The 26,280-nt window shown below is 71.5% G+C and carries 26 protein-coding genes; 14 read left to right on the top strand and 12 right to left on the bottom strand.

Going from position 1 to position 26,280, the window contains the following annotated elements:
• Positions 1 to 105 precede the first annotated feature (105 nt).
• From ACTMTF_RS05955 to ACTMTF_RS05930, 6 genes are all read right to left on the bottom strand, one after another.
• A complete protein-coding gene (locus ACTMTF_RS05955; protein ID WP_441109587.1) occupies positions 106 to 1,974 on the bottom strand; it encodes a helix-turn-helix domain-containing protein in 1,869 nt (622 codons plus the stop codon).
• Between the two features lie 181 nt (positions 1,975 to 2,155).
• Entirely contained in the window at positions 2,156 to 3,163 is a 1,008-nt protein-coding gene (locus ACTMTF_RS05950) for a branched-chain amino acid ABC transporter permease (RefSeq protein ID WP_441109586.1), read from the bottom strand.
• Positions 3,160 to 4,023 carry a branched-chain amino acid ABC transporter permease gene (locus ACTMTF_RS05945; RefSeq protein WP_441109585.1) on the bottom strand — a complete coding sequence of 288 codons (864 nt, stop codon included), beginning with the start codon at positions 4,021 to 4,023 and terminating at the stop codon, positions 3,160 to 3,162. Before ACTMTF_RS05945 ends, ACTMTF_RS05950 begins: the two co-directional genes overlap by 4 nt.
• A gap of 9 nt (positions 4,024 to 4,032) precedes the next feature.
• Positions 4,033 to 5,274, bottom strand: a complete 1,242-nt coding sequence (locus ACTMTF_RS05940; protein WP_441109584.1) for an ABC transporter substrate-binding protein — start codon at positions 5,272 to 5,274, stop codon at positions 4,033 to 4,035.
• Positions 5,275 to 5,311: 37 nt separating this feature from the next.
• The gene (locus tag ACTMTF_RS05935) at positions 5,312 to 6,019 is read right to left on the bottom strand and encodes an ABC transporter ATP-binding protein (RefSeq protein WP_441109583.1); all 708 of its coding nucleotides are present in this window, start codon (positions 6,017 to 6,019) and stop codon (positions 5,312 to 5,314) included.
• Positions 6,006 to 6,746 (bottom strand): ABC transporter ATP-binding protein, encoded by a 741-nt coding sequence (locus tag ACTMTF_RS05930; protein ID WP_441109582.1) that lies wholly within the window; start codon positions 6,744 to 6,746, stop codon positions 6,006 to 6,008. The genes ACTMTF_RS05935 and ACTMTF_RS05930 overlap by 14 nt, the downstream gene beginning before the upstream one ends.
• A 338-nt stretch (positions 6,747 to 7,084) precedes the next feature.
• Here ACTMTF_RS05930 and ACTMTF_RS05925 point away from each other — a divergent pair, with 338 nt between their 5' ends.
• The gene (locus ACTMTF_RS05925; protein WP_441109581.1) at positions 7,085 to 7,663 is read left to right on the top strand and encodes a dihydrofolate reductase family protein; all 579 of its coding nucleotides are present in this window, start codon (positions 7,085 to 7,087) and stop codon (positions 7,661 to 7,663) included.
• Between the two features lie 15 nt (positions 7,664 to 7,678).
• Here ACTMTF_RS05925 and ACTMTF_RS05920 read toward each other — a convergent pair whose 3' ends face one another.
• The gene (locus ACTMTF_RS05920; protein WP_441109580.1) at positions 7,679 to 8,386 is read right to left on the bottom strand and encodes an SDR family oxidoreductase; all 708 of its coding nucleotides are present in this window, start codon (positions 8,384 to 8,386) and stop codon (positions 7,679 to 7,681) included.
• A gap of 73 nt (positions 8,387 to 8,459) precedes the next feature.
• Here ACTMTF_RS05920 and ACTMTF_RS05915 point away from each other — a divergent pair, with 73 nt between their 5' ends.
• On the top strand, positions 8,460 to 9,263 hold the full coding sequence (locus ACTMTF_RS05915; protein ID WP_441109579.1) for a helix-turn-helix transcriptional regulator: 804 nt from the start codon (positions 8,460 to 8,462) through the stop codon (positions 9,261 to 9,263).
• 101 nt (positions 9,264 to 9,364) lie between these two features.
• The gene (locus ACTMTF_RS05910; protein ID WP_441109578.1) at positions 9,365 to 10,282 is read left to right on the top strand and encodes an NAD-dependent epimerase/dehydratase family protein; all 918 of its coding nucleotides are present in this window, start codon (positions 9,365 to 9,367) and stop codon (positions 10,280 to 10,282) included.
• A gap of 18 nt (positions 10,283 to 10,300) precedes the next feature.
• Here the strand turns inward: ACTMTF_RS05910 and ACTMTF_RS05905 are convergent, their stop codons facing one another.
• Positions 10,301 to 10,771 (bottom strand): MarR family winged helix-turn-helix transcriptional regulator, encoded by a 471-nt coding sequence (locus ACTMTF_RS05905; protein ID WP_441109577.1) that lies wholly within the window; start codon positions 10,769 to 10,771, stop codon positions 10,301 to 10,303.
• Positions 10,772 to 10,878: 107 nt separating this feature from the next.
• On the opposite strand from ACTMTF_RS05905, the gene ACTMTF_RS05900 reads away from it, so the two are divergent.
• The gene (locus ACTMTF_RS05900) at positions 10,879 to 12,222 is read left to right on the top strand and encodes an FAD-binding oxidoreductase (protein ID WP_441109576.1); all 1,344 of its coding nucleotides are present in this window, start codon (positions 10,879 to 10,881) and stop codon (positions 12,220 to 12,222) included.
• On the opposite strand, the gene ACTMTF_RS05895 is transcribed toward ACTMTF_RS05900, so the two are convergent.
• The 3 genes from ACTMTF_RS05895 to ACTMTF_RS05885 all read right to left on the bottom strand — a co-directional run bounded on the left by ACTMTF_RS05895 (position 12,141) and on the right by ACTMTF_RS05885 (position 14,167).
• Complete coding sequence (locus ACTMTF_RS05895; protein WP_441109575.1) at positions 12,141 to 12,863, bottom strand: class I SAM-dependent DNA methyltransferase; 723 nt, start codon at positions 12,861 to 12,863, stop codon at positions 12,141 to 12,143. The two genes, ACTMTF_RS05900 and ACTMTF_RS05895, sit on opposite strands and share 82 nt — an antisense overlap.
• A 162-nt stretch (positions 12,864 to 13,025) precedes the next feature.
• Complete coding sequence (locus ACTMTF_RS05890) at positions 13,026 to 13,427, bottom strand: four-helix bundle copper-binding protein (protein WP_441109574.1); 402 nt, start codon at positions 13,425 to 13,427, stop codon at positions 13,026 to 13,028.
• 140 nt (positions 13,428 to 13,567) lie between these two features.
• Positions 13,568 to 14,167 (bottom strand): TetR family transcriptional regulator, encoded by a 600-nt coding sequence (locus ACTMTF_RS05885; protein WP_441109573.1) that lies wholly within the window; start codon positions 14,165 to 14,167, stop codon positions 13,568 to 13,570.
• Between the two features lie 61 nt (positions 14,168 to 14,228).
• Here ACTMTF_RS05885 and ACTMTF_RS05880 point away from each other — a divergent pair, with 61 nt between their 5' ends.
• From ACTMTF_RS05880 to ACTMTF_RS05850, 7 genes are all read left to right on the top strand, one after another.
• A complete protein-coding gene (locus tag ACTMTF_RS05880) occupies positions 14,229 to 16,217 on the top strand; it encodes a HelD family protein (RefSeq protein WP_441109572.1) in 1,989 nt (662 codons plus the stop codon).
• Positions 16,218 to 16,328: 111 nt separating this feature from the next.
• Positions 16,329 to 16,637 carry a hypothetical protein gene (locus ACTMTF_RS05875; RefSeq protein WP_441109571.1) on the top strand — a complete coding sequence of 103 codons (309 nt, stop codon included), beginning with the start codon at positions 16,329 to 16,331 and terminating at the stop codon, positions 16,635 to 16,637.
• 19 nt (positions 16,638 to 16,656) lie between these two features.
• Complete coding sequence (locus ACTMTF_RS05870) at positions 16,657 to 17,253, top strand: NUDIX hydrolase (protein WP_441109570.1); 597 nt, start codon at positions 16,657 to 16,659, stop codon at positions 17,251 to 17,253.
• A gap of 217 nt (positions 17,254 to 17,470) precedes the next feature.
• Complete coding sequence (locus tag ACTMTF_RS05865) at positions 17,471 to 18,196, top strand: lysophospholipid acyltransferase family protein (RefSeq protein ID WP_441109569.1); 726 nt, start codon at positions 17,471 to 17,473, stop codon at positions 18,194 to 18,196.
• A 3-nt stretch (positions 18,197 to 18,199) separates the two neighbouring features.
• Positions 18,200 to 19,819, top strand: a complete 1,620-nt coding sequence (locus ACTMTF_RS05860) for a penicillin-binding transpeptidase domain-containing protein (RefSeq protein ID WP_441109568.1) — start codon at positions 18,200 to 18,202, stop codon at positions 19,817 to 19,819.
• A 93-nt stretch (positions 19,820 to 19,912) separates the two neighbouring features.
• Positions 19,913 to 20,557 (top strand): GntR family transcriptional regulator, encoded by a 645-nt coding sequence (locus ACTMTF_RS05855; protein ID WP_441109567.1) that lies wholly within the window; start codon positions 19,913 to 19,915, stop codon positions 20,555 to 20,557.
• 53 nt (positions 20,558 to 20,610) lie between these two features.
• Positions 20,611 to 21,090: an OsmC family protein gene (locus ACTMTF_RS05850; protein ID WP_441109566.1), complete on the top strand. Its 480-nt coding sequence runs from the start codon at positions 20,611 to 20,613 to the stop codon at positions 21,088 to 21,090.
• 45 nt (positions 21,091 to 21,135) lie between these two features.
• Here the strand turns inward: ACTMTF_RS05850 and ACTMTF_RS05845 are convergent, their stop codons facing one another.
• A complete protein-coding gene (locus ACTMTF_RS05845) occupies positions 21,136 to 21,525 on the bottom strand; it encodes a DUF3040 domain-containing protein (RefSeq protein WP_441109565.1) in 390 nt (129 codons plus the stop codon).
• A 26-nt stretch (positions 21,526 to 21,551) separates the two neighbouring features.
• On the opposite strand from ACTMTF_RS05845, the gene ACTMTF_RS05840 reads away from it, so the two are divergent.
• The 3 genes from ACTMTF_RS05840 (at position 21,552) to ACTMTF_RS05830 (ending at position 26,256) form a co-directional block, all read left to right on the top strand.
• Positions 21,552 to 22,583 carry an Rv2578c family radical SAM protein gene (locus tag ACTMTF_RS05840; RefSeq protein WP_441109564.1) on the top strand — a complete coding sequence of 344 codons (1,032 nt, stop codon included), beginning with the start codon at positions 21,552 to 21,554 and terminating at the stop codon, positions 22,581 to 22,583.
• Between the two features lie 165 nt (positions 22,584 to 22,748).
• Complete coding sequence (locus ACTMTF_RS05835; protein WP_396999378.1) at positions 22,749 to 22,871, top strand: hypothetical protein; 123 nt, start codon at positions 22,749 to 22,751, stop codon at positions 22,869 to 22,871.
• Between the two features lie 64 nt (positions 22,872 to 22,935).
• Entirely contained in the window at positions 22,936 to 26,256 is a 3,321-nt protein-coding gene (locus ACTMTF_RS05830) for a S41 family peptidase (RefSeq protein WP_441109563.1), read from the top strand.
• Positions 26,257 to 26,280 lie beyond the last annotated feature (24 nt).

Below are 26,280 nucleotides of genomic sequence, written 5' to 3'. Positions count from 1 at the left end.
TGTCGACAAGGCGCGGCGCGGGGGCACGCCACCCCCAGAACAATAGACATTTATGTCATCGATCGTCAACGAACACGACTCTCATTGCCCTGGGGCGTCGAGTCGTCAGTCGTCGAGTTCGCGGCCGAGCCGGTGCAGCCTGAGCGCCAGCTGCACCTCCAGGGTGTGATCCGGGCTGTTCCAGTCCATGCCGAGCAGGCGCCGGACCCGGTCGAGGCGCTGGGTGACGGTGTTCGGGTGGATGTGCAACCGCTTGGCGCTGGCGACGAGGCTCTGCCCGGTGGCGAAGTAGGCTTCGAGCGTCTCCATCAGCGCGGTCGAGCGCTGTTCGTCGTGCCGGATGACCGGCCCCAGCGTCCGTGCCACGAACCGGACCGCGGACGCGCCGTCGCCCAGCAGCAGTCCGGCGTACCCGAGGTCGGCGGCCGTGGCGGCGACGCCCACCCGTTCGAGCCGGAGCAGGGCCTGCGCGCACGCCAGCGCCTCCGCGTAGGCGGCGGGCAGGTCGGCCGGATCGTCGACCGGTCCCGCCGCGCCGACCGTGACCGGCGACCCCAGCCGCATGGTCATCGAGCGGGCTGTCCGGCGGCCCGTCAGCGACGGATCGTCGGAGGGGATGACCAGGATCGCCTGACCGTCCCGTACCGTGCTCAGGCCGTCGCTCGCGGCGGCGAGATCGGACGCCACGGAGGCGAGGCTCTGCCGGTTCTCCGCCCGGATGTGCGCGACGACGACGGCATGCCGCTTCTGGGGCTGGTAGCCGATCCGCAGGGCGCGCTCGGCCAGTGAGGAATACGTGCGCGGGGTGGGCGTGAGGAGGTCGTCGAGCAGCTCGCCGCGCACCCTGGCCTCAGCGGCGGCGAGGTTGCGGCTGAACAGCTGGAGCAGCGAGGCGACGACCGCCGCGCGGGCGAGCAGCCGCCTGTCCAGGTCGCCTACCTCGGTGGAGGCGACCGGTGGCTCCCAGACCAGGGTGCCGAGATTCTCGGTGCCGGCCACCAGATCGGTGACCCAGTACGCCCCGTCGTGCGCGCCGCCCGCCGCGACGGACATCGCCTTCAGGACCTCCTCGGGCGCCCCGGGGGTCCAGGCGACGGGCGTCTCGAACTCGTCGAAGATGGCGAGCACGCCGCCGAGCTGATCACCCGCCGCGGTCACGACCTCCTGCACGCCACCGCCCCGCAGCACGATGGCCATGCTCTGGTCGTGCGCCGCGACCGCCCTCTCCTGGTCGACCGTACGCTGCCGGAGAGCCTCGTTCGCCTGCCGCAGGGCCGTCAGGGTCTGATCCCGGTCATACCTCGACCGCGCCTGCTCGATGGTGGTCGCGGCGAGGGCGGCGAAGGAGCCCAGGAGCGCGATGGCGTCGTGGGAGAACCAGCCCGGCGTGCGGTTGGCGGCGAACAGGACCCCGATGACGGCGCTGGTGCGCAACGGTACGCCGACGATCGACAGCTGCCGCTCCGCCCTGACCGAGGCGTCGACGACCGGATCGTGCGTCAGCCGTTCGTCGCTGAAGTAGTCGGGCGTGGAGAAGGGCGTGCCGGTGGCGGCGACCCGGCCGCCGATGCCGATCCCGAACGGGATCCGGACGTCCCTCCAGGCCGAGGAGGTCGCGCCGACCATCACCTGCATGCAGGTCACCCGGGCCGCGTTGTCGTTCAGGCTCAGGTACGCCATGTCGCAGCCGAGCAGCCGCTGCGCCTGGCTCACGATCAGGCTCAGGATCGTGTCGGGGTCGCTGCGGTCCTCGGCCAGCTCCTTCGCGCACTCGACCAGCGCCCGCTGCTGTTCCTGCCGGCTGCGCCGTTTCTCCAGCGTGTCGCGGAGTTGGAGAGCGAGCGTGTGCTCGGCGTGCAGGTCCGCCACCTCGGCGGGTGAGGCGGCGTTCGCCACCGCGTCGTGCAGGACCTCGTCGTAGTGGGGCAGCGGTGCCTCGTCGACGAGAAGCTGGAGGAAACTGCGCCTGTTCACAACCCTTGCTCCCGTCCACGCGGGCTCGTCCGCAGGACTCGTCCGATGATGCGGACGCCGTTCGACCGCCGCGTGATCGATGACTTTGTCCATCGTTGTAGCATTCGCGCACCCACAGTGAGCAATAGTCAAGACCCTGGGGAGCGCGAATCCAGGCGGCGGCGAGCGGACGGCTCGACGGTCAGGCAGGGGTGTCGACGGACTTCCTGGGTTCGGCGGCCACCTCTCCGGATTCGGCGGCCGCCCGCCGGGAGTCCAGCAGGTGCCGGGCCGTTCCCCAGATGCCCCGGCGGAACAGCAGCACGACCACGATGAAGATCGAGCCCGTGATGATCCCGGTCTCCGCGAACCCGGCGGTGGCCAGGAAGTCCTGGAGCTGGACGACCAGGGCCGCGCCGATGGCGCCGCCCCACAACGTGCCGATCCCGCCGAGGATGACCATCATCACGGCCTGCCCGGAGGTGGTCCAGTAGACGCCCTCGAGTGAGGCGAAGCCGTGGCCGATGGCGAAGACTCCCCCGGCCATCCCGGAGAGCGCGGCGGACAGGACGAAGGCCAGGAGCCGGTAGCGGTCGACGGGGTAGCCGAGGGCGCGCGCCCGGTCCGGGTTGGCGCGGATGGACACCAGTACCCGGCCGAACGGCGAGCGTACGATGCGCCAGGCGGCGAACAGCCCGGCCAGCACGAACGGCAGGCCCGCGTAGTAGAAGAAGAACGAGTCGGACAGGTCGAGTCCGAACAGCTCCCGGGGGATGCCCTGCAGGCCGTTCTCCCCGCCGGTCACGTCCCGCCACTGGTTGGCGATGAAGTACGTCATCTGGGCGAAGGCCAGGGTGACCATGGCGAAGTAGATGCCGCTGAGCCGTACCGACAGATAGCCGATCGGCAGCGCCAGCAGTGCCGCGAACGCCGCGCCGCCGAGGATCGCGACCGGGAACGGCAGCCCGGTGTGCAGCGCGATCAGGCCGGTGCAGTAGGCCGATCCGCCCCAGAACGCGGCGTGCCCGAACGACAGCAGCCCGGTGAAGCCCAGCAGCAGGTCCACCGCCGCGGCGAACAGCGCCCAGCAGGCGATGTCCAGCGCCACCGGCGGATAGATCATCCAGGGCAGGACGAGGGCCGCGAACAGCCCGGCGACCAGGAGCAGCAGCCCGCCTCGGCCCGATCGGGCCAGCCTGGACAGAATCACCGGAACGCCTCCTGCTGTCCGAACAGCCCGGCCGGGCGCCACAGCAGCACCACGGCCATGAGGATGAACACCATGGTCTGGGAGAGCGCGGGCACGTACAGGTTCCCCAGGGCCGACACCAGCCCGACGGCGAACCCGGCGGCGACCGAGCCGAACACCGAGCCCAGGCCGCCGATCACCACCACCGCGAAGACGGTGATGATCAGGTCAGCGCCCATCAGCGGGTTGACCGCGCGCATCGGCGCGGCCAGCACCCCGGCGAACGCGGCCAGCGCGACCCCGAAGCCGAACACGGGGGTCACCCACCGGCCCACGTCGATGCCCAGCGCCCGCGTCAGCTCGGGCCGCTCGGTCGCGGCCCGGACGATCATCCCGACGCGGGTACGGGTGAGGACCACCCACACCGCGACGCACACCAGCGCCGACACCGCCAGCACGAACACCTGGTAGGCGGGGTAGGTGAACAGCCCCAGGTCGATCGTGCCGCCCAGCTCCGGCGGCCGTGGGTACGGCTGGGAGCTCACCCCGTACTCCCGCTTCACCAGGTCCTGCAGGATGAGCGCCAGCCCGAAGGTGAACAGGAAGCCGTACAGGGGGTCCAGCGGGGTCAGCCGGCGGATGAACAACCGTTCCAGGACGACCCCGGCCAGGCCCAGCAGCGGCGGCACCAGCAGCAGGGCCGCCCAGAAGTTCAGGCCGAAGGAGTCGAGCGCGATGAACGCCCCGAAGGCGCCGAGCATGTAGAACGCGCCATGAGCCAGGTTGACCACGCCGAGCATCCCGAAGATGACCGCCAGGCCGAGGGCGAGCAGGGCGTAGAACGCCCCGCCCACCAACCCGTTGAACGCCTGCTGGAGCACGCCGGCCGCCTACAGCTTGCAGGCGGGGTCGGGCTGCGGCTGGAACGCCTCGGCCGCCGGGATGGTCTTGAGGATCTTGACGTAGTCCCACGGCTCCTTGACCTCGGCGGACGGCTTCACCTCCGCCAGGTAGGCGTCGTGCAGCAGCAGGTGGTCCTGGGCGCGGATGGTGCCGTTGCGGGCGAACATGTCCTCCACCTTGTAGCCCTCGAGCTGCTTGACCACCTCGTCGGAGTTGTCCGTGCCGGCGCGCTGGACGGCCTCCAGGTACTGCAGGGCGGCCGAGTAGTTGGCGGCGTGGTTGGCGGTGGGCCGCTTGCCGGTCTTGGCCTGGAACCTGTCGGCCCAGGCGCGGCTCTTGTCGTCGGTGTTCCAGTACCACGAGTCCGTGTAGCGGGTGCCCGCCAGGGCGTCCGGGCCGAGTGAGTGGATGTCGGTGAGGCCCAGCAGCCCGATCGCGAGACCCACGCCCTTGTCGCGCAGCTTGTACTCGTTGTACTGCTTCACCAGGTTGACCAGGTCACCGCCGGCCTGCATGGTGCCGAGCACCTGGGGCTTGGGGTCCAGGTTCGACGCCTTGAGCAGGAACGTGGCGAAGTTGTCGTTGGGGAACGGCGTCGGGTCGGACTCGACCACGCTGCCGCCGGCCGCCTTGATCGCCTCGCCGAAGGTCTTCTGCATGTCCTGCCCGAACGCGTAGTCGGGGTAGACGATGTACCAGTTCTTGGCGCCGTCCTTGGTGACCTCGGTGCCGGTGCCGTGGGCCAGCATGTAGCTGTTGTAGCTGTAGTGGAAGGTGTACTTGTTGCACGACTTGCCTTCCAGCTCGGTGCTGGCGGCGCCGACGTCGATGAAGACCTTCTTCTTGTTCTTGGCGACGGTGGCGACGGCGAGCGCGGCCGAGGAGGTCGGCACGTCCAGGATGACGTCGGCCTGCTGCCGGTCGTAGAGCTCCTGCGCCTTGGAGTTGGCGATCTCCGGCTTGTTCTGGTGGTCGGCGGCCTCCACCACGATCTCCTTGGCCACCGCCTTGTCGCCGTGCTTGGCCCGATAGTCGTCCGCCGCCATCTTGACGGACTCGATCGTCTCCTTGCCGGAGGTCGCGGAGTAGATGCCCGACTGGTCGTTCAGCACGGCCAGCACCACCTTGTCGTCACTGATCTTCCCGCCGCCGCCTCCCGGCCCGCCCGCGCACCCGGTCAGCAGCAACCCCGCGGCGGCCAGGCAGCCGCTCCAGCCCGTGACTCTCATTCAGGCATCTCCTCTATTTCCACGATCATGGCCGTCGTCAGATTCCGAGGTATTCGAGCAACTCGTGCTCGCGTTCGCGGACCTGCTCGTTGTCCAGCGATTCGACGATCCGGCCCTCGGCCAGCAGGTAGTGGCGGTCGGCGACGGTCGCGGCGAAGTGCACGTTCTGCTCGATGAGCAGGACGGTCACCCCGGCCGCCTTGACCTCGCGCAGGATCTCGCCGATCTGCTGGACGATCAGCGGCGACAGGCCCTCGGTGGGCTCGTCGCACAGCAGCAGCCGGGCGCCCGTGCGCAGCACGCGGGCGAGCGCGAGCATCTGCTGCTCGCCGCCCGACAGCTTCGTCCCGGGGAAGCGCCGCCGCTCGCGCAGCGCCGGGAACGTCTCGTACACCCGCTTCAGCGGCCACGGCTCCGAGCCGGTCTTGTTGACGGGCGGCAGCAGCAGGTTCTCCTCCACCGACAAGGTGGCGTAGATGCCCCGGTCGTCCGGGACGAAGCCCAGGCCGCGCCGGGCTCTGCGGTGGGGGCCGAGGCCGGTGACGTCCTCCCCGGACAGCGAGATCGTGCCCGCCGTCCTGCCGTACGAGCCGTGCAGTCCCATCAGGCAGCGCAGCAGCGTCGTCTTGCCGGCGCCGTTGCGGCCGACCAGCGTGACGATCTCGCCCTCGTCGACCCGCATCGACACCTCGCGCAGCGCCTGCGCCTCGCCGTACCACGCCGACAGCCGGTCAACGATCAACATGGGAGTCTCCGAGGTAGGCGGTGATGACCCGCGGGTCGTGGCGGATCTCGGCGTACGGTCCCTCGGCCAGCACCTTGCCGTGCTGCAGGACGGTCACCCGGTCGGCGAGGCTGGCGACCACGCTCATGTTGTGCTCGACCAGGACCACGGTGCGGCCCGCGCGGATCTTGCGGATGAGCTCGATGGTGCGGTCCACGTCCTCCACGCCCATCCCGGCGGTCGGCTCGTCGAGCAGCAGCACCCGGGGCTCCAGCGCCAGGGCGAGCGCCAGCTCCAGCGCGCGCTTCCTCCCGTACGGCAGCGAGCCCGCCTGGACCTCGCCGTGGCCGGACAGCCCGACCTCGTCGAGCAGTTCCTCCGCGCGTCCGGTGAAGCGGGCCAGCGCCCGGTCCGAGCGCCAGAACCGCCAGCCCAGGCCGGTGCCGCTGGCCAGCGCCAGCTCCACGTGCTGACGCGGGGTCAGCTCGGCGAACAGGCTGGTGATCTGGAACGAGCGCGCCACACCCAGCCGGGTGATCGCCTCGGGGCTGCGCCCGGCCAGCTCTCCGCGCGCCGCCAGGACCACGCTGCCCGCGGTCGGCTTGAGGAAGCCGGTCAGCAGGTTGAACAGGGTGGTCTTGCCGGCCCCGTTGGGACCCACCAGCGCGTGCACGCCGCCCTCGGCCACGTCCAGGTCCACGCCGTCCACGGCCAGGAAGCCGCGGAACTCCCTGCTCAGCCCACGCACCTTCAGAATGGGCCCGGACTGACCGGTAACGGCCTGAGCGGTAACGGCCTGAGCGGGGACGGATCCGCCCGGGGCGACACCGTGCCCGCTCCCCGTCGGATCTACTCCCATGCGCCCTCCTCGCGCGTCAGGCGGGACCTGAGCCGCGCCCGGGCCGCCGTAACCGTGAACGCTAGGTGTCATCCGGGCCAATGGACCAGGTGACTCGGGCACATATTCCGGCGGCCCGCTATGAGGCCGGGCACATGAGGAAGAAATTCCCCGGAGCCGTGTCGATCCCGGCGGCGCGCGATCGACGCATGGGTGAAAGGACAGGCAACGAGCACGGAGGAGATGTGATGAGCACCGTAGTGATGCACAACGTCGTGTCGGTGGACGGCTTCATCGCCGACGCGAACGATGAGATCGGCCCGCTGTTCGACTGGTACTTCAACGGCGACGTCGACCTCGTCGACGGCGGCGGGATGAAGGTCTCACGGGCCTCGGCCGACTACATCCGGCCGATGTGGGCGCGTATCGGGTCGATGGTGATCGGGCGTCACCTGTTCGACATGACCAACGGCTGGGAGGGTTCGCCGCCTACGGGCGAGCACGTCGTCGTGGTGTCCCACCGGCCCAAGCCCGACGGATGGCACCCTGAGGCGTCCTACCACTTCGTCGACGACGTGACCCAGGCGATCGCCAAGGCCAGGGAGCTCGCGGGAGAGCGCACCGTCGCCGTGGCGGCGGGCGAGGTCGGCGGTCGGGCCTTCGGTCTCGGCCTGGTGGACGAGGTGGCGATGGACGTCGTGCCCGTGGTCTTCGGCTCGGGCAAGCGCTACTTCGGGTCGGTCGACGCCCAGCACCTGCTGGAGGACCCGCACGTGGTGATCCAGGGCGACCGGGTGCTGCACCTGCTCTACCGGGTCCGCCGTTAGCGGGCGCGGCGTCCCCTACCACGGGACGGGCGTGCCGTCCCAGGAGAAGAACTCGCCGGAGGGCCCGTCGTCGGGCAGCAGCGCGAGCCGGACCGCGCCCGCCGCGGCCTCGGCCGGGTCGCCGCCGGCGGCGGCGGCACGGGCGTTGAGGTCGGTCCGGCGCAGGCCTGGAGCGAGCACGTTGGCCTTGACGCCGTCGTCCGCCAGGGTGTGGGCGTAGTACACCGTCAGCGCGTTCAGCGCCGCCTTGGACGACCGGTAGGCGGCGTAGGCGCCCTGGTGCGGGAACTGCGGCCCGGTGCTCCAGGTCAGCGAGCCGGTGCCGCTGGAGACGTTCACGATCCGGGGGTGCGCGGACCGGCGCAGCGCGGGCAGGAAGGCGTTGGTCACCGTGACGACCCCGAAGACGTTCGTCTCGTAGACGCGGCGGAGGGTGTCGAGGTCCTCTTGGTCCGGGGTCTTGTCATCACCGGAGATTCCGGCGTTGTTGACCAGGATGTCCAGCGTGTCGACCTGCCGGGCAGCGTCGGCGACGCCGGCCGCGTCCGTGACGTCGATGACGAGCGGCCGGGCGTCGCCGCCTATCTCCTCGGCGGCGCGCTCGCCGCGCCCGGCGTCGCGCGAGCCGACGTAGACGGTGAGGCCCGCGCCGGCGAGTAGGCGCGCGATCTCCTTGCCGATGCCCTTGTTGGCGCCGGTGACCAATGCGATCGAGTTGTCCATGCCGTCGAGGGTGCCGCCGGCGAAACGCCCGATCCAGGGACAATCAGTACCAGGGAGACCGAGGAGGCAGCGTATGGCGAGAAGCGAACTGGCCCGTTTTCTGCGTGACCGGCGGGAGGGCTTGCCGCCGGGCGCGGCCGGACTGCCCTCAGGACCCCGGCGCCGCACTCCGGGCCTGCGCCGCGAGGAGGTCGCCGAGCTGGCCGGCATGTCGGTCGACTACTACGTCCGCCTGGAGCAGGCGCGGGGGCCGCGCCCGTCGCCGCGCATCCTGCGATCTCTGGCGGGCGCGCTCCGGCTGGCGCCCGCCGAGCGGACGCACTTGTTCCGGCTGGCCGGCGTGGCTCCGGAGCCGCCCGCCGGACCGCCGCGGGAGGTCCGGCCGTACGTGGCGGGCCTGCTGCACCGCATCCCGGGCACCGCGGTCGTCGTCACCGCGGCCGGCTACGACGTGATCGCCTGGAACCCGCTCGCCGAAGCGCTGCTCGGCGACCTCGGCAGCCGGCCCAACCTGGCCCGGCGGCGCTTCCTGGACCGCGATGAGGTGCTGACCACGGGCCACGAGGACTTCGGCGAGATCGCGGTGGCACGGCTGCGGGCCGCCGCCGATCGGTATCCCCGTGACAGGGCCCTCGCCGCCCTGCTGGCCGACCTCCGGGCGGGCAGCGCGGAGTTCGACGAGATCTGGGCCACCAACCCGGTGCGCGCGCCCGGCCACCGGACGAAGACCATGACGCATCCCGAACTCGGCCGGCTCCACATCAACTGCGACATCCTCACGGTTCCGGACGACGACCAGCAGGTGGTGTTCATGACCGCCGACCCGGACACCCCGACCGCCCGCGCCCTGCACCACCTCGCCACCCACGTCGCCTGAGCAGCCTGCCTTTGCCAGTTCGGCAACAGGGTTTGCCCGCTGCGGAAAGCCGGGGTGAGGATCTCCTCGTCTTACACCCGAACCGGCGAACAGGACCTTCCTTGAACATTTTCGTCACCGGCGCGAGCGGCCTCATCGGCGGCACCGTCGCCGCGCGGCTGATCGAATCCGGCCATGCCGTCACCGGCCTGATCCGCGACGAGTCCAGGGCCGGGGCCCTCAGCGGCCTGGGCATCGAGCCGGTGGTGGGCACCCTGGACGACGCGGAGTCGCTCGCCCGGCTGGCCCGCCGCGCGGACGCCGTCGTCAACGCCGCCGACAGCGATCATCGCGGCGCCGTCGAAACCCTCGTCACCGCCCTGGCCGGCTCGGGCAAGCCACTGCTCCACACCAGCGGCTCCGGCTTCGTCGCCACGGGCACGACCGGCGAACGATCGGAGGACGTGTTCGGCGAGGACGCCGTCGCCGGCTGGGTGCCGGACCATCCGGTCCGCGCGGCCCGCGTCGCCATCGACCGGCTGGTGCTGGCCGCCGCCGAGCAGGACGTGCGCTCGGTCGTGCTCTGCAACAGCCTCGTCTACGGGCAGGGCAGGGTTCCGGGCCGCCAGAGCGTGCTGATCGACGCGCTGATCCGCCAGGCGCACTCGGACGGCGTCGTCCGCCACGTCGGCGCGGGCCGCAACATCTGGTCCAACGTCCACGTCGACGACCTGGCCGACCTGTACGCCCTCGCCCTGGAGAAGTCCCCTGCCGGCACGTTCTACTTCGTCGAGAGCGGTGAGGAGTCCTTCGGTGCGATGGCCTCGGCCCTGGCCGGCGCCCTCGGCATGCCCGCCCCGCGGCCCTGGGACCCCTCCTCCCCCGGCAACCTCTGGGACCCGGGATTCGCCGCGCACGCCCTGGGCTCCAACAGCCGCGTGCGCGGCGCCCGCGCACGCGATCTTCTCGGCTGGAGCCCCCGGCACCACTCCGTCGTCGAGTGGATCGCAGGTGCCGGCCTGCGCGCTGCCGCGCCGTAGGCCGGGCGCGCGCCCAGGTCAGGTCGCCGCAGGTGGCGTGGCGGCCTTGTTCGTGGCGCGTTGGTGGCGGGTGAGCTGCTGGAGGGTGGCCTTGAAGGCGGCGTACCGGTCGGCGCCGAGAGCCTCCGCGTAGCGCTGTTCGATGGCGGCGATGATGGCGCGGGCCTTGGCGATCTCGTCCAGGGCGCGGTCGGTCGGGACGATGAGCTTGGCGCGGCGGTCGGCGGGGTCGGGCCGCCGGGTGACGTAGCCGAGGCGGGTGAGCTCGTCGGTGATGGTGCCGACGATCTGCTTGTGCTGGCCGGACCTGGCCGACAGGTCGGTCGCGCGGATGCCGCCCGGGTCGAGGAAGGCCAGGACGGATCCGTGCCGCGGGCTCACCTCGGGGTGTCCCTGTTCGGCGAGGGCGCGGAAGAGCTCCTCCTGGATCGCGCGCATCAGCTGACCGGTGAGCATGCCCAGGTCCGGGCCTTCGTCGATGACGCCCATGGGGGATCCTCCGAGAATTTAATCACGATCATTGACTATCAATGATCGTGATTATATCGTGAGTTCAACACTCCGGCGCACACGACCATCCGACAGGGAGCCCCATCATGACCGGATCAGGGAACACCTCCACCGCCGAGCGCCGGCTGCGCGCACGCTTCGACGGCGCCTTACACCTCCCCGGCGACGCCGGGTACGACCGGCTCCGGTGCTCGGCGTTCACGCCGGTCGACCCACGACCCGCGCTGGTGGCCGAGGCGAGCGGCGTCCAGGACGTCCAGGCCGCGGTCGTGGCGGCCAGGGACGCCGGCCTGCCGCTGGCCGTGCAGGCGACCGGCCACGGCACCCACGCGCCCTGCGACGGCGGTCTGCTGCTGCGCACCTCCCGGATGGACCGGGTGTTCCTCGATCCGCGCCGGCGCGTCGCCCGCGTCGGCCCCGGCGCCCGATGGGGCCAGGTCATCACGGCCGCCCAGCCGTTCGGCCTGGCCCCGCTGTCGGGGTCGCACGCAGACGTCGGCGTGACCGGCTACACCCTCGGCGGGGGCCTGAGCTGGCTGTCGCGCGCGTTCGGCTTCGCCGCCGACAGCGTGCTGCGCGCCCAGGTCGTCACGGCCGACGGACGGCTCGTGACCGCCACTCCTGACAGCCACCCCGATCTGCACTGGGCGCTGCGCGGCGGCGGCGGCAACTTCGGCGTGGTGACCTCGCTGGAGTTCCGGCTGCACCCGGTGGCCCGGGTCGTCGCGGGCACCGCCTGTTTCCCGGCCGGACGCGTCGGCGAGATCGTGACCCGCTACCGCGACCTGCTCGCCGGCCTGCCCGACGAGCTCAGCACCGCGCTGGTGCTGACCTCGATGCCCGACGACCCTCAGCTGCCCGCACCGGTGCGCGGCCGCCGCGTCCTGCAGCTCAAGGCGATGTACGCGGGCGACGCCGGCCGGGCCCGGCGGCTGCTACGGCCGCTGTGGCGGGCCGCGGGCCCGGCTCTCACCGAGGACTTCCGCACCATGCCGTACGCCGAGGCGTCCCTGGGCGGCACCGCCCCCGCCCAGGTCGAGCTGCTCAAGGAGCTGCCGGACGAGGCGATCGCGGCGATCATGCGGGTCGCCGGGCCGGACGACGGACCGGCCGTGGAGATCCGGCACTGGGACGGCGCCATGGGCCGCCCCGGCCCCGGCGCCGGCCCTGCCGGCCACCGCGACACCCGGCTGTCAGTGATCGCCGACGCCGGGTCCCCGGCCCTGGCCGACGCCCTGCGCCCGCACACCGGCGGCGGCGCGTTCCTGAACTTCCTGCACGACCCCACCCGGACCGCGGAGGCCTACACCGAGGCCGACCACCGGCGGCTGACCACCGTCAAACGCCGCTACGACCCCTTCAACGCGTTCGGCGTCACGCACAACATCCCGCCCGCCTCGCCCGCCTCGCCCGCCGCCGCGATCGCCTGAGCCGGTTTGCGGGTCAGCAGGTCGACGGCCGGGAACCCGCGCACGGTGTCCTCCCCCGGGGCGTACACCAGTCTGGCCACCTCGTCCAGCCCGTGCTCACGCAGCAGGCCGGCGACCCGGTCGGGTGACCATCGGTAGGCGCGCGCCACCCGGTGGTCGTACGCCTCCGCCGGCTCGGCAGGCTCGTCATGTGCGACGAAACTGAGCATCAGATGACCGCCTGGAGCGAGCACCCGCGAGAACTCGGCGATGATCTCCGGCAGCCGCTCCGGCGGGGTGTGGATGATCGAGTATCGCGAGAGGACCCCACCGAGAGCGCCGTCCGGCACGTCCAGCGCGGCCATCGTCCCCACCTCGAACCGCAGCCCCGGGTGCGCCTGACGAGCCAGCGCGATCATCTCCGGGGCCAGGTCGACGCCGAACGCGTCCACGCCGAGGGCGTGCAGGTGACCCGTCGCATACCCGGGGCCGCACCCGACGTCGGCGACCGGCCCGCCGCCCCGGACGAGCGCGGCGAAGGCGTCGAGCATCGCCCGCTGCAGCGGCGCGGTCTCCAGGGTCGCGCTGAACGACTCGGCATACTGGGCGGCGACCGCGTCGTAGGAGTCACGGGTGGCACGTACGAAGTCCGGTTCGATCATGGCCGGGCATCGTATCCCACGGCCCCGACCGAATCAGATGACTACTTGTTGCCCGGCTCCTGGGTGCGGCTGTCGAACTCGGTGTGGCCGTTCGGGCATTTGGGGATCTTCTCCCCTTCCTTCGCCGACACCTTCTCACCGCACTTGGCGATGCGCTCCTCCTCAGCTCATGACCGCGAGCAGGTCGCGGCAGGCCTGCTCACAGGCGCGGCACTGGTCCGCGCAGACGCGGCAGTGCTCATGCGTGCGCGAGTGCCGGCCGCACTCCTCGGCGCACGACACGCACGCCTGGACGCAGGCCTGCAGCTGGGCGCGGGAGATGTTGGCGTCGTAGCCGGTGTGCCGCGACAGCACGCGCGCCGTGGTGTCGCAGATGTCCGCGCAGTCGAGGTTGGTACGGATGCACTTGCGCAGGTCGTCGACGTCGCCCTCGCTCAGGCACGCGTCGGCGCAGGCCGTACAGGCCTGGGCGCAGTCGATCAGCGCCCCCACGGTGGCGGCGATGCGCTCCCGGTCGAGGTTGATGTCCGCCGGGTAGGTCTCGATCATCTCGCGTACCGGCATGCTCGTTCCTCCCTCTCTACGTCCGCTACGTCGTCGTCTCGATGCCGCCCTACCCGTACCGGGGGCGAATAGGGTCGGGTGGCCGAAATTTGAGGATGTCCGGACCGCAGCCGTCATTCCCGCGCGGAGACCGTACGAGATCAGGTCCGCAGCTGGGAGAAGGCGCGGTCGGCGGCGCGCAGGGCGTCGGGCCGCAGGTCGGCGAGGGGAACGCCGTCGGCGAGGGCCTGCCAGTTGCGGCGGGCCAGGACCCGCTGCACGGCCAGCACCTGCGCGGCCAGCAGGCCGGCGGTCAGCTCGTCGAGGGTCTCGGCGAGCGCTTCGGCGAGCGCCTTCTCATCCTGGGCCATGTAGTGGAACACCCGGGTGGCCAGGCTGGGCGTGCCGAACACCATCCGGTGGAAGTCCAGGACCTCTGGGTGGTCGTTCAGCCCGGTGACCGGGTCGTGGCGGGCCAGGCCGTCGAGGAAGTGGCGGCGCAGCGCCTCCACCGGCGACTGGCCGGGCTCGCGCGCCCGCACCACGCGGGCCTGCTCGCCCTGGTGGTCGGCGATGCGGTGCAGGACGAGGTCCTCCTTGGTCGGGAAGTACTTGAACAGCGTGGGCTTGGAGACCTGCGCGGCGGCGGCGACCTCGGTGACCGGCACCTCGTCGAAGCCGCGCTCCAGGAAGAGCCTGATGGCCGCCGCGGAGATGGCCTCCCGCACGCGCTGCCGTTGCAGCTGTCGCAGTCCCGTCATGAGCACACTCTAGCAAAGTGTTAACCTGGTTAAATTATTGACCGAGTTAATGGGAGGTGTCATGTCCGCGCTCACCGAGGAGAGACTCAGCGAGGAGAGGCGGTACGTCCAGCGCTGTATGGCCGGGCTGAGCCGGATGCTGCGCGACGCGCGCGAGAACGTCGTGGTCGGCGAGAGCGTGGCCGGTGACCGGTACAGCGCCGAGCGGCTCGGCCGCCACCTCAAGAGCCTGGCCAAGGAGCTGAGCGAGGAGCCGGACGGGCCGCCGTTCTTCGGCCGGCTCGACTTCGGGCAGAGCTCGGCCGAGCACCGGGGGCGCAGCTACCACATCGGCCGGCGGCACATCGGCGGCGAGCGCGGCGGCCCGCCCCTGGTGATCGACTGGCGCGCGCCCGTCTCCCGCGCCTTCTACCGCGCCGGCGCCCGGGATCCGCAGGGGGTCGCGGTGCGCCGCCGCTTCGGCTGGTCCGGCCGCACGCTGACGTCGTTCGAGGACGAACGGCTCGAAGCGGGCGAGGAGGACCGCACCGGCCGCCTGCTGGCGGCCGAGATCGAGCGGCCCCGCGTCGGCCCGATGCGCGACATCGTCGCGACCATCCAGCCCGAGCAGGACGATCTCGTCCGGGCCGGGCTCGCGGAGTCGATCTGCGTGCAGGGCGCGCCCGGCACCGGCAAGACCGCCGTCGGCCTGCACCGGGCCGCCTACCTGCTGTACGCGCACCGGGAGCGGCTGCGGCGCGGCGGCGTACTCGTGCTCGGGCCCAACCGGGCCTTCCTCGGCCACATCTCGGCCGTGCTGCCCACGCTGGGCGAGGTCGACGTCGAGCAGACCACCCTGGAGCAGCTCCTGGCCACGGTGCCGGTGCGGGCGGAGGACAGCCCCGCGGCGGCGGCCGTCAAGCACGACCCGCGGATGGCCGTGGTGCTGCGCGAGGCGCTGTACGCACGCATCCGCAAGCCCGCCGAACCGGTCGAGGTGGCCGACGGCTCGGCCCGCTGGCGGGTCCGCGAGGACGTGCTGCGCCGCCTGGTCGACGACACCAGCCGCGACGCCCTGCCGTACACGACAGGCCGCGAGCGGGTGCGCGCCCGGCTGGTGGAGCTGGTGCGGCGGCAGGCCGAGGCGCGCGGGCGGACGGCGACCGCGGCCTGGACGCGCATGGTGGGCAGGGCCGTCACGCCGTTCCTGGACGCCGTCTGGCCCGCCGTACGGCCGGAGGAGGTGCTGCTGGAGGTGCTGAGCGGCCGGGCGCCCGCCGACGCGCTCACCCCCGCGGAACGCCGGGCCATCACCTGGGCCCGGCCGCCGCGCGGCCACCGGAGCGCCCGCTGGACCGCCGCGGACCTGGTCCTGCTCGACGAGCTCGCCGGGCTGCTGGAGCGGCCGCGCGGCTACGGCCACGTCATCGTGGACGAGGCGCAGGACCTGTCGCCGATGCAGTGCAGAGCCGTCGCCAGGCGCAGCGAGCACGGCTCCATCACCGTGCTCGGCGACCTGGCCCAGGGCACCACGCCGTGGGCCGCCCGGTCCTGGCCGCCGCACCTGGAGCTGCTCGGCAAGCCGGACGGCCGGCTGGTGGCGCTGACCGAGGGATTCCGGGTGCCGGCCGAGGTGGCGGAGCTGGCCGGCCGGCTGCTGCCCGCGCTGGAGGTGGACGTGCCCGTCACCCGCTCGCACCGCGCCGACGGCCGGGTCCGCCTGATCAGCGTTCCCGAGCTGCGGGAGGGCGTCGTGGAGGCGGCGCGGCAGGCACTGGAGTTCGAGGGGTCCGTCGGGGTGATCGCCGCCGACGACCAGGTCGACGCGCTGACGGCCGCGCTGTGGGACGGCGGCCTCGACGTGGCCGGGCGGCTCGGCGTGCTGCCCGCCTCGCTGGCCAAGGGCCTGGAGTACGACCACGTGGTGGTGTGCGAGCCCGCCGCCATCGCCGAGGCGGAGGAGCGCGGCCTCAACCGGCTGTACGTGGCGCTGACCCGGGCGGTGTCGCGGCTGGACGTGGTGCACGCCCGGCCCCTGCCGCCGCAGCTCTCCCGGGAGCCCCTCCGCTGAGACGAGTCCGGCAGGTTCGCTCGACAGGCCGCCCACTTCGGTGTGTGATGTTTCTCACGTCACGAGACGGGCGGGCCGCCGCCAGGTGCGTTCTCGAGAGGAGCACGATCGATGACCTCCCCGCACGACCCACCCCCAGGCGACGACCGCTACACCCAGCAGGGGCAATGGTCGCAGCAGCAGCCCCCCTACCCCCAGCCGCAGGCGCAGTCCACCCCAGTCCTGTCGATCATCGGGTTCATCTGCGCGGCGGTCGCCCTGCTGTTCATCCCGCTCCTGTTCGGCATCGCCGGGATCGTCCTCGGCATCGTCGGCCACACCCGTGGCGAGACGCTGGGCAAATGGGCGGCCATCGCCTCCGCCATCACCATGATCGCCGGCATGGTCCTCGGCTATCTGGTGCTGACCTCGATGAGCTGACCCATGTCATCCTGAGCGGGTGCTGCCCCCGTTCGACGAGCTACGCGACCTGATCACGGCCAACCTGGCGGCCTTCGAGCGCCGCCAGGTTCCTCCCGCCGAGGGGGTGCGCAGGGCCGCCGTCACCGTGTGCGTGCTCCAGGACGCCGAGCGGACCCCGTACACCGTCCTCATCAGGAGGGCCCCGCACGGCCGCAACCCGGGGCAGTGGGCGCTGCCCGGCGGGCGGCTGGACGACGGCGAGGAGCCCGTCGAGGCGGCGCTGCGGGAGCTGGACGAGGAGGTCGCCGTGCGCGGCGTCCGGGTGGCGGGGCTGCTCGACGACTTCGTCACCGACTCGGGGTTCGTCATCACGCCGGTGGTGGCCTTCGGCGGCCGGCAGCAGCCGGTGGGCGACCCCCGGGAGGTGGCCTCGGTGCACGCGGTGCCGCTGGAGCGGTTCATGGCGCCGGGGGTGCCGCGCTGGCGCGACGGGCTGCTGCAGATGCCGCTGGGCCCCGAGATCGTGATCCACGCGCCGACCGGGGCGATTTTGTGGCAGTTCGCCGAGGTCGCGCTGCGCGGCCGTGAGCTGCGGGTCTTCAACGTGACCCAGCCCCGCTGGACCCGATCCTGACCGAATCTTGGGGCCCGATGGAATACGACCTGCCGGATGTCGGTTAGCATCAAATGGCCGATGTGGTCTGTGTCCCCCGGGCCGCAAATTACCGCCTTCACGGAATACCGTTCGGCTGGAGCCGTGTTGTGCACCTCGCCGAGGAGGCGACCGCCACATCGGCCTTAAACATGTATCAGGCGCCCCGTCCGAGGACGGGGCGCCTGCTTTATGGTGGGTGGCCGAACCGACGATCGTCCAGGAGAGCCAGTTGCTGTATCAAGTGGTCAAGTTCGCCGCCGCACCGCTCGCTCACGCGATGTGCCGCCCACACGTCTCCGGCGCCTCGCACGTGCCGAGGACGGGCCCGGCGATCCTGGCCGCCAACCACCTGTCTGTCCTCGACTCGTTCCTGCTGCCCGCGCTGCTGCCACGACACGTCACCTTCGCCGCCAAGAACGAGTACTTCTCCGGCAACCCGGTCTCCGGCTGGTTCATGCGCCTCGGGGGCAGCCTGCCCATCGACCGCGAGAGCGCCCACGCGGCGCAGGCCATGCTCGACGCCGCGGCCGACCTGCTGGAGCGCGGCGAGCTGTTCGGCATCCACCCCGAGGGCACCCGCTCCCCCGACGGCCGCCTCTACCGCGGCAAGATCGGCGTCGCCTGGCTCGCCCTCAAGACCGGCGCGCCCGTGCTCCCCGTGGCCCTCAGCGGCACCGAGAAGGTGCTCCCCGTCGGCTCCCGGTTCCCCCGTCCCGCCAAGATCGGCATCACGATCGGCGAGCCGCTGAAGTTCGCCGGCGACCACGCCAACGCACGTGACCGCCGGCAGGTCACCGACGACATCATGGCCGCGATCCAGCGGCTCTCCGGGCAGGAGTACGTACCCACGTACGCCGCCAGCCACAAGGCGTCCAACGGCGTGGCCGAGCCGCCTGCGAAGAACCGACGAACTGGAGGCTGACCCGTGCCGCGTGGCCGAACGATCGCGATCATCTCCGGCGCCACCGTGCTCGTGCTGGCAGCCGCCGGCGGGGGCGCCTACTACCTGCTGCACACCCGCGGCACCCCCGCCGAGACCGCGCAGCGCTTCGTCGCCGCCTGGCAGACCGGCGACCAAGCCCGGATGAGCGCCGAACTGGCCACACCCGCGAAACTCGACCCCTACGGTCAGTTGCGCACCGCTCTCGGGGTGGAGTCGACCACGGTACGACTCGGCCGCCCCAGCGAGACCGACGGCCGCGCCACCGTCCCCTACACCGCCACGCACCGGCTGAAGAACCTCGGCGAGTGGACCTACGAGGGCACCATCGACCTCAAGGTGGCCGAACGCCACTGGAAGGTCGACTGGACCCCCAAGACGCTGCACCCGTCCCTGGCCGCCGGCGCCGCCTTCGAGCTCAAGACCGAATGGCCGGACCGGGCCGAGATCACCGACGCCTCCGGCGAGCGCATCGACACCGGCGCCGTCGGCGGCTCGGTGCAGCAGCTCGTCGGCTACCTCGACAAGGCCACCAAGAAGGACGTGGAGCGGCTCGGCAGCGCCTACAAGGTCGGGCAGACCATCGGCGCGAGCGGGCTGCAGGCGACGTTCCAGAAGCGGCTCGCGGGCACGCCCACGACCGAGATCCAGGCGGGCGGCAAGACCCTGGAGACGATCGAGGGCACCGAGGGCGAGAGCCTGCGCACCACGCTCGACCCGCGTGTCCAGGACGCCGCCGTCGCCGCCGTCAAGGACGTCAAGAAGCCCGCCTCGCTGGTCGCCATCGAGGCGGGCTCGGGCGAGATCCTGTCCGTCGTCAACAACCGGGGCGGCTTCAACCGCGCCCTCGACGGCCGCTACGCGCCCGGCTCCACGTTCAAGGCCGTCACCGCGATCGGCCTGCTGGCCGAGGGGATCTCCCCCAAGCAGACCGTGACATGCCCCAAGTACGTCACGGTGGGCGGTCTCCGGATCCGCAACTCCGACGAGTCGTCCTTCGGGTCGGTGTCCTTCCAGGACTCCTTCGCCCATTCCTGCAACACCACCTTCGCCCCGCTGGCCAAGCAGCACCTGGGCGCCGACAAGCTGCTGAGCACCGCCGAGAGCGTCGGCTTCAACCAGCCGCTCACCATCGGCGTCCCCGCCACCAAGGCCAGCTTCCCCAAGGCCGAGTCCGACGCCGAACTCGCCGCCGAGTCGTTCGGCCAGGGCCGGATCACCGCCAGCCCGCTGTCCATGGCCTCCGCCACCGCCGCCATGGCGGACGGCACCTGGCGCCCGCCCACATTGGTCCCCGACCACGAGCAGAAGGCCACCGAGCAGAAGCTGCCCAGCGGCGTCACGTCCGACCTGCACGCGATGATGGCGGCCGTCGTGACCAAGGGCACCGCCAAGGCCGCCGGGCTCCCCTCGGGCACCCGCGGCAAGACCGGCACCGCCGAGTACGGCACGGGGCCGGAGCTGGACTCGCACGCCTGGTTCATCGGGTTCAAGGACGACGTGGCCTTCGCCGTGGTGGTGGAGGGCGGCGGCGGGGGCGGCAAGGTGGCGGCCCCGATCGGCGCGGACTTCCTGCGGGAGCTCGGGGACTACCGGGCGGAATGAGGGTCCGTACATCCCGCTGAGCGAGAGTGGGCTGGGATGCCCGTTGACCGCCTTGTCTTGCATGCAATGTATGCAATGGATACGATCGCCGTCATGCAGAACGATGTGGCACATCGGCGGCTGCGGGAGCTGATCCTGGACGGGACGTACGCGCCGGGAGTGCGGCTCACCGAGGTGGACGCGGCGGCGGCGCTGGAGATGAGCCGGACGCCGGTGCGCGAGGCGCTACGCGCGCTGGCCGCCGACGGGCTGGTCCGCGCCACCGGGCGGGGCGTCGTCGTGGTCGCCCTCGATCCGGGCGACCTGGAGGACGCCTACCAGGTACGGGCCGCGCTCGAGGCGCTCACCGCCGAGACCGCCGCCACCCGCCAGCGTGCCGGCCGCATCGCGCCCGCGGACCTGGCGGCCCTGCGGGACCTGGCCGACGTCACCGCCGCGGCCACGAGCGAGGGCCGCCTGGTGGAGGCCGTCGAGCTCAACCGCCGCTTCCACCGGCGGATCGCCGAACTGGCCGGCAACCGGATCGCGTCGCAGACGCTGGACCGGGTCTGGGACCAGATCCAGGTGTCCACCCTGCGCTCGCTCAAGCCGGTGGTCCGCCACGCGCACGTCTCCGCGCAGCACGACGACCTCCTCACGGCGATCACCGACGGGCGGACGGAGGACGCGGGCCGGATCGCCCACCGCCACGTCCTCGACACCCGCACCACCGCACAACAGCCAGGCGAACCGCGGTGACCACACCCCTCACCCTCAGCGCCGCTCCATGATCACAAGTAAGGAAGCCTGACATGTCACGCCTGCACACCTACGCCACGACCACGACCTGGACCGGCAACCAGGGCACCGGCACGAGCGGATACCGCGACTACGCCCGCAGCCACACGCTGACCGCCGACGGACGCGAGGCCATCCTGGCGAGCTCGGACCCCGCTTTCCGCGGGGACGCCACGCGGTGGAATCCCGAGCTGTTGCTGGTGGGCTCGCTCTCGGAGTGCCACATGCTGTCGTACCTGCATCTGTGCGCCGTCGCCGGGATCGTGGTCACCGAGTACGTGGACCACGCCGGGGGCACCATGGCCGAGACCGCCGGCGGCGGCCACTTCACCGAGGTGGTGCTGCGGCCGCGGGTCACGGTGGAGTCGCCGGACATGGTGGAGGCCGCCACCCGCCTGCACGCCGACGCCCACACGGCCTGCTTCATCGCCAGTTCGGTCAACTTCCCCGTACGCCACGAACCGCACGTCACGGCGCCCCACGCGAACGGCTGAGAGGAACGCGCTCGAACGGTCAGAGTCAGCGGGAGAGGGCCGGGGTCAGAAAGCGGCGGCCAGGGCGAGGGCGGCGGCGGTTTCGTGCTGGAGGACCATGATCAAAAGGGCGGCGACCAGTGTGGCGATGAGCAGCCAGCTGATCAGGATGATGACCGTAGAACGTTGGAACCTGCGACCACCGACCGACTCACCGCCGGCTCTCGCCTCGCTGCGGCGCACCCGCTCGTTGAACGACTCAAGCCGGGCGACGAGTCTCGGATCGTCGTCGACGAGGTGCTGCTCGATCTGGGCCAGCATTCGCTCCTCATCCTGCGACCAGGCCATGGTTGCACCTCCGGAACGCAAGCTCTGTGCGGGGTTTCCTGCCCAACCATGAAGATCATTAGCCTCCAGCTGACCATGTAATTGCGACGTCTTTCGGTTTGCGATCATCGTCGAACCTTTGTTCTAATCAAGGTATGCGCTGGGACAACCTGCGCCTGGCCGACGCCGGCCGGGACGATCCGGCCGTGCCGCTGTTCGCCCGCGACGCGGTCACCCGCACGTTCGACACCCCCGAGTTCCGGGGGATGACCTTCTACGAGATCCAGGCCCGATCGATCATCAACCGGGTGCCGGCCGCCAGCCGGGTGCCGTTCGAATACACGATCAACCCCTACCGGGGCTGCGGCCACCGCTGCGTCTACTGCTTCGCCCGAAAGACACATCAGTACCTTGACCTGGACTCCGGCGCGGATTTCGACTCCAAGATCGTGGTCAAGGTCAACGCCGCGGAGCTGGCCCGCAAGGAGCTCGCCGCACCGGGCTGGGGCGGCCACCACGTGGCCATGGGCACCAACGTCGACTGCTACCAGCGGGCCGAGGGCCGCTATCGGCTCATGCGCGGCATCCTCGCGGCACTGCGCGACGCGGCCAACCCGTTCTCGATCCTCACCAAGGGCACCTTGATCCTGCGCGACCTCGACCTGCTCACCGAGGCCGCCGACCGCGCGGAGGTGAGCGCGGCCGTGTCGGTGGGCTTCGTCGACTCCGGCGTGTGGCGCTCGGTCGAGCCCGGCACCCCCGACCCGCGCAGGCGCCTGGAGACCTGCGCCACCCTCAACGACAACGGCATCGCCTGCGGCGTGCTGATGGCGCCCATCCTCCCCTACCTCACCGACTCCCCCGCCGAGCTCGACCGCACCGTGCGGGAGATCGCCCAGGCGGGCGCCACCCACCTGACCCCCATCGTCCTGCACCTGCGGCCCGGGGCGCGGGAGTGGTGGCTGGCGTGGCTGTCCCGCGAGCACCCGCGGCTCGTGCCGCGCTATCTGGAGCTGTACGGCAGAGGCGCCTACGCTCCCAAGCCCTACCAGCAGCGCATCGCCGCACAGGTCAGGGAGCTGGCCGCCCGTCACGGCGTCGGCCGCGCCACGCCCGCCATGGCCCGCCGCCTCCCGCCGCCACCCGGTCCGGGACAGGAGGCCCCCGAGCAGCTCACCTTGCTCTGACCGCACCCTCCCGCGAACGACACCCACCCGAGACCCCGGCGGCACCGGAAGTCCGGCCGTCCATGACGTGCACAGATAACGCTATGTCGGGTTTTGGTGACAGATGGGTATTAAGGGCCTTGGTGCGCCAATCTGGCACATCTGTCCGCACAGGGGGAGAGACCAATGGCTGACACGAAGAAGAAACCCGGCAGCAAGTCCGGCAAGGCGAAGAAGCAGGCCATCAAGTCCAACCGGCAGGCCAAGGAGAGCAAGAAGGAGACCACCACGAAGCCCGAAGAGGCGTAGCCGGGTGACATGATCAGACAGCCGAGGGCAGGTCCCCGGCTGTCTGGTCGATCGTGGAGGGCCCATGACGGGTTACCTGCGCTTCCCCGCCGTGTTCCGGGATGTTGTGGTGTTCGCCGCAGAGGACGATCTGTGGATGGTGTCCGCGCAGGGCGGGCGCGCGTTCCGGCTGACGGCGGGAGTCGCGGAGGCGGGCTATCCGCGCATCTCGCCGCGCGGCGATCAGCTCGCGTTCGTCGGGCGTGACGAGGGGCCGGAAGAGGTGTACGTGATGCCGGCGGACGGGGGCGCCGCCCGGCGGGTCACGTTCCACGGCGCCCGGTGCACCGTCACCGGGTGGGATCCAGCGGGGCGCATCCTGTACGCGAGCGACGAGTCGCAGCCGTTCGAGGGACGCAAGTGGCTGCATCGGGTGGAGCCGGGAAAAGTGCCGGAACGGCTGCCGTACGGGCCGGCGAACTCCATCGCCTACGGGCCCGAGGGCATGATCGTGCTGGGACGCAACACCGCCGACCCGGCGCGGTGGAAGCGATATCGGGGCGGCACGGTCGGCGACCTGTGGATCGATCGCGAGGGCGGCGGCGAGTTCCGGCGGCTCCTGCGGCTGCCGGGCAATCTGGCCTCGCCCTGCTGGAGCGGCGGGCGGGTGTGCTTCCTGTCCGACCACGAGGGCGTCGGCAACGTCTACTCCTGCACGCCGGACGGCGACGACCTGCGCCGGCACACCCACCACGACGACTACTACGCGCGTAACCTGTCCAGCGACGGCCACCGGCTGGTCTACCACGCCGGCGCCGACCTCTACCTGCTGGATCCCGGCGAGCGGCCGCGCAAGCTGGAGGTGCGGCTGGCCAGCTCGCGCACGCAGCGCAACCGCCGGTTCGTGGACGCCGACGACTACCTCGACAGTGCCACGCTCAGCCCTGACGGCAGCGCGCTGGCCATCACCGCCCGGGGCAAGGCGTACGGCATGGCGGGGTGGGAGGGGCCGGTCCGCCAGTACGGCGCCCCCGACGGCGTCCGCTACCGCTTGCTGACCTGGCTGAACGACGGTCGCCGGCTGATCGCCGCAGCCTCGGGCGACGACGACGAGGAGTCTTTGGTCATCCTGCACGGCTGCCAGAGACCCAGCCCGGAGAACGACGCCTCCGGGGCTGACAGCCCTCAGGGTGACACCCCAAATACGGACAACCCCAAGCCTGATACCCCCCAGGCTGACAGCCCTGAGACTGACAACCCCCAAGCTGACAACCCCCGGCGTGAGAGCACCGAGGGTGACGGCCCTCAGAGTGGCAGGCTTCAGGATGACAGCCCTGGGGTGGAGGGTGTCGGCAAGGTGCAGGTGGTGGCGCGGCTGGGGCGGATCACGGCGCTGGTGCCGGATCCGGCCCATGATCGGGTGGCCGTCACCAACCACCGCCACGAGCTGCACCTCGTCGATCTGTCCACCGGCCAGGCCGTGCTCGTCGAGGCGAACCCGTACGACTCGCCCGAAGATCCCGCCTGGTCGCACGACGGACAGTGGCTCGCCTACGCGAGCCCGCTCAACTCCCGGACCACCGCCATCAAGCTCCACCACCCCGGGACGAGCCGGACCGTGGCCGCCACCGAGCCCCTCCTGCGCGACGCCCGCCCGGCCTTCGACCCGCAGGGCCGCTATCTGTACTTCATCGGCCAGCGGGTCTTCTCCCCCGCCTACGACCAGCTCCAGTTCGACCTGTGCTTCCCGCTCGGCACCCGCCCGTACGCCGTCGCGCTGCGCGCCGACGTCCCGGACCCGTTCGTCCCCCGGCAGCGCCCGGTGCACGACAAGGACGAAGAGGACGATGACGACGGCGAGCCGGAGCCGGTGCGGGTCGACGAGGCGGGCCTGATCCGCCGCATCACCGCCTTCCCCCTGCCGGAGGGCCGCTACGAGCGGGTCGCCGGACTGAAGGGGAAGGCGCTCATCCTGGCCAGCCCGCTGGAGGGGGAGAGCGCCCTGCGCCTGTTCGACTTCGCCAAGGGCGACGACGACACCTTCGCCGAGCGGGTCACCGACTTCGAGCTCGGCCGGGACGGCAGGACGCTCCTCTACCGCGCCGGCGACCGGCTGCGGGTGGTCAAGGCCGGCGAGCCACCGGACGGTGGCGACGATCCGCCGGGGCGTGACAGCGGCTGGATCGACCTGTCGCGGGTCAAGGTGTCGGTGTGCCCGGAGACGGAGTGGCGGCAGATGTTCCGGGAGGCGTGGCGGCTGCAGCGGGAGCACTTCTGGACCGAGGACATGGCGGGCGTCGACTGGCCCGCCGTCTACGACCGTTACCGGCCGCTGGTGGAGCGGGTCACCACCCGGGGCGAGTTCTCCGACCTGCTGTGGGAGCTGCACGGCGAGCTCGCCACGAGCCACGCGTACGAGAGCGGCGGCGAATACCGGCCGGGCCCCGACTACACCCAGGGCAAGCTGGGCGTCGACTGGGAGTACCGCGACGGCGTCTACCACGTCGGCGCGATCGTCCACGGCGACCCGTGGGATCCGCGGGCCACCTCACCGCTGAACCGGCTGGGCCTGGACGTGCGGCCGGGCGACGCGGTGCTGGCGATCAACGGCGCGCCGATCGGGGCCGATGCCACCCCGAACGAGCGGCTGGTGAACCAGGCGGGTGAGGAGGTGGAGCTGACGCTGCGCCGCGAGGGGCGGGTGTTCGCCGTCACGGTGCGGACGATCGCCGACGAGGCGCCGGGCCGCTACCGCGACTGGGTGAACCTCAACCGCGCCCTGTGCCACCAGCGTTCGGCGGGCCGGATCGGCTATCTGCACATTCCCGACATGGGGCCGGAGGGGTTCGCGGAGTTCCATCGGGGTTTCCTGGCCGAGTACGACCGGCACGCGCTGATCGTGGACGTGCGTTTCAACGGCGGCGGCAACGTCTCGGCGCTGCTGCTGGAGAAGCTGGCCCGCCGCCGCCTGGGCTACGACTACCCGCGCTGGGGCGCCCCGGAGCCGTATCCTCCCGAGTCGCCGCGCGGGCCGCTGGTGGCGATCACCAACGAGTGGGCGGGCTCCGACGGTGACATCTTCAGCCACACCTTCAAGGTGCTGAAGCTGGGCCCGCTGGTGGGCAGGCGCACCTGGGGCGGCGTGATCGGCATCTGGCCGCGCCACCGGCTGGCCGACGGCACGGTGACGACGCAGCCGGAGTTCTCCTTCGCCTTCGACGATGTCGGCTGGCAGGTGGAGAACTACGGCACCGATCCCGACATCGAGGTCGACATCACCCCGCAGGACTACGCCTCCGGCGTGGACGCGCAGTTGGAGAAGGCCATCGAGGTGGCGCTTGACCTGCTAGGCAGCAAACCCGTACATACTCCTGATCTTTCGCATAGGCCGCGCATGCAACCTTAGTCACCTCCAAGGCGTCTAAAGATC

The organism is Nonomuraea sp. ZG12, assembly GCF_052068115.1.
Classification (GTDB): Bacteria; Actinomycetota; Actinomycetes; order Streptosporangiales; family Streptosporangiaceae; genus Nonomuraea.
Note: the sequence above shows the minus strand (reverse complement) of the source record. Positions and strands in the feature narration are given on the sequence as shown.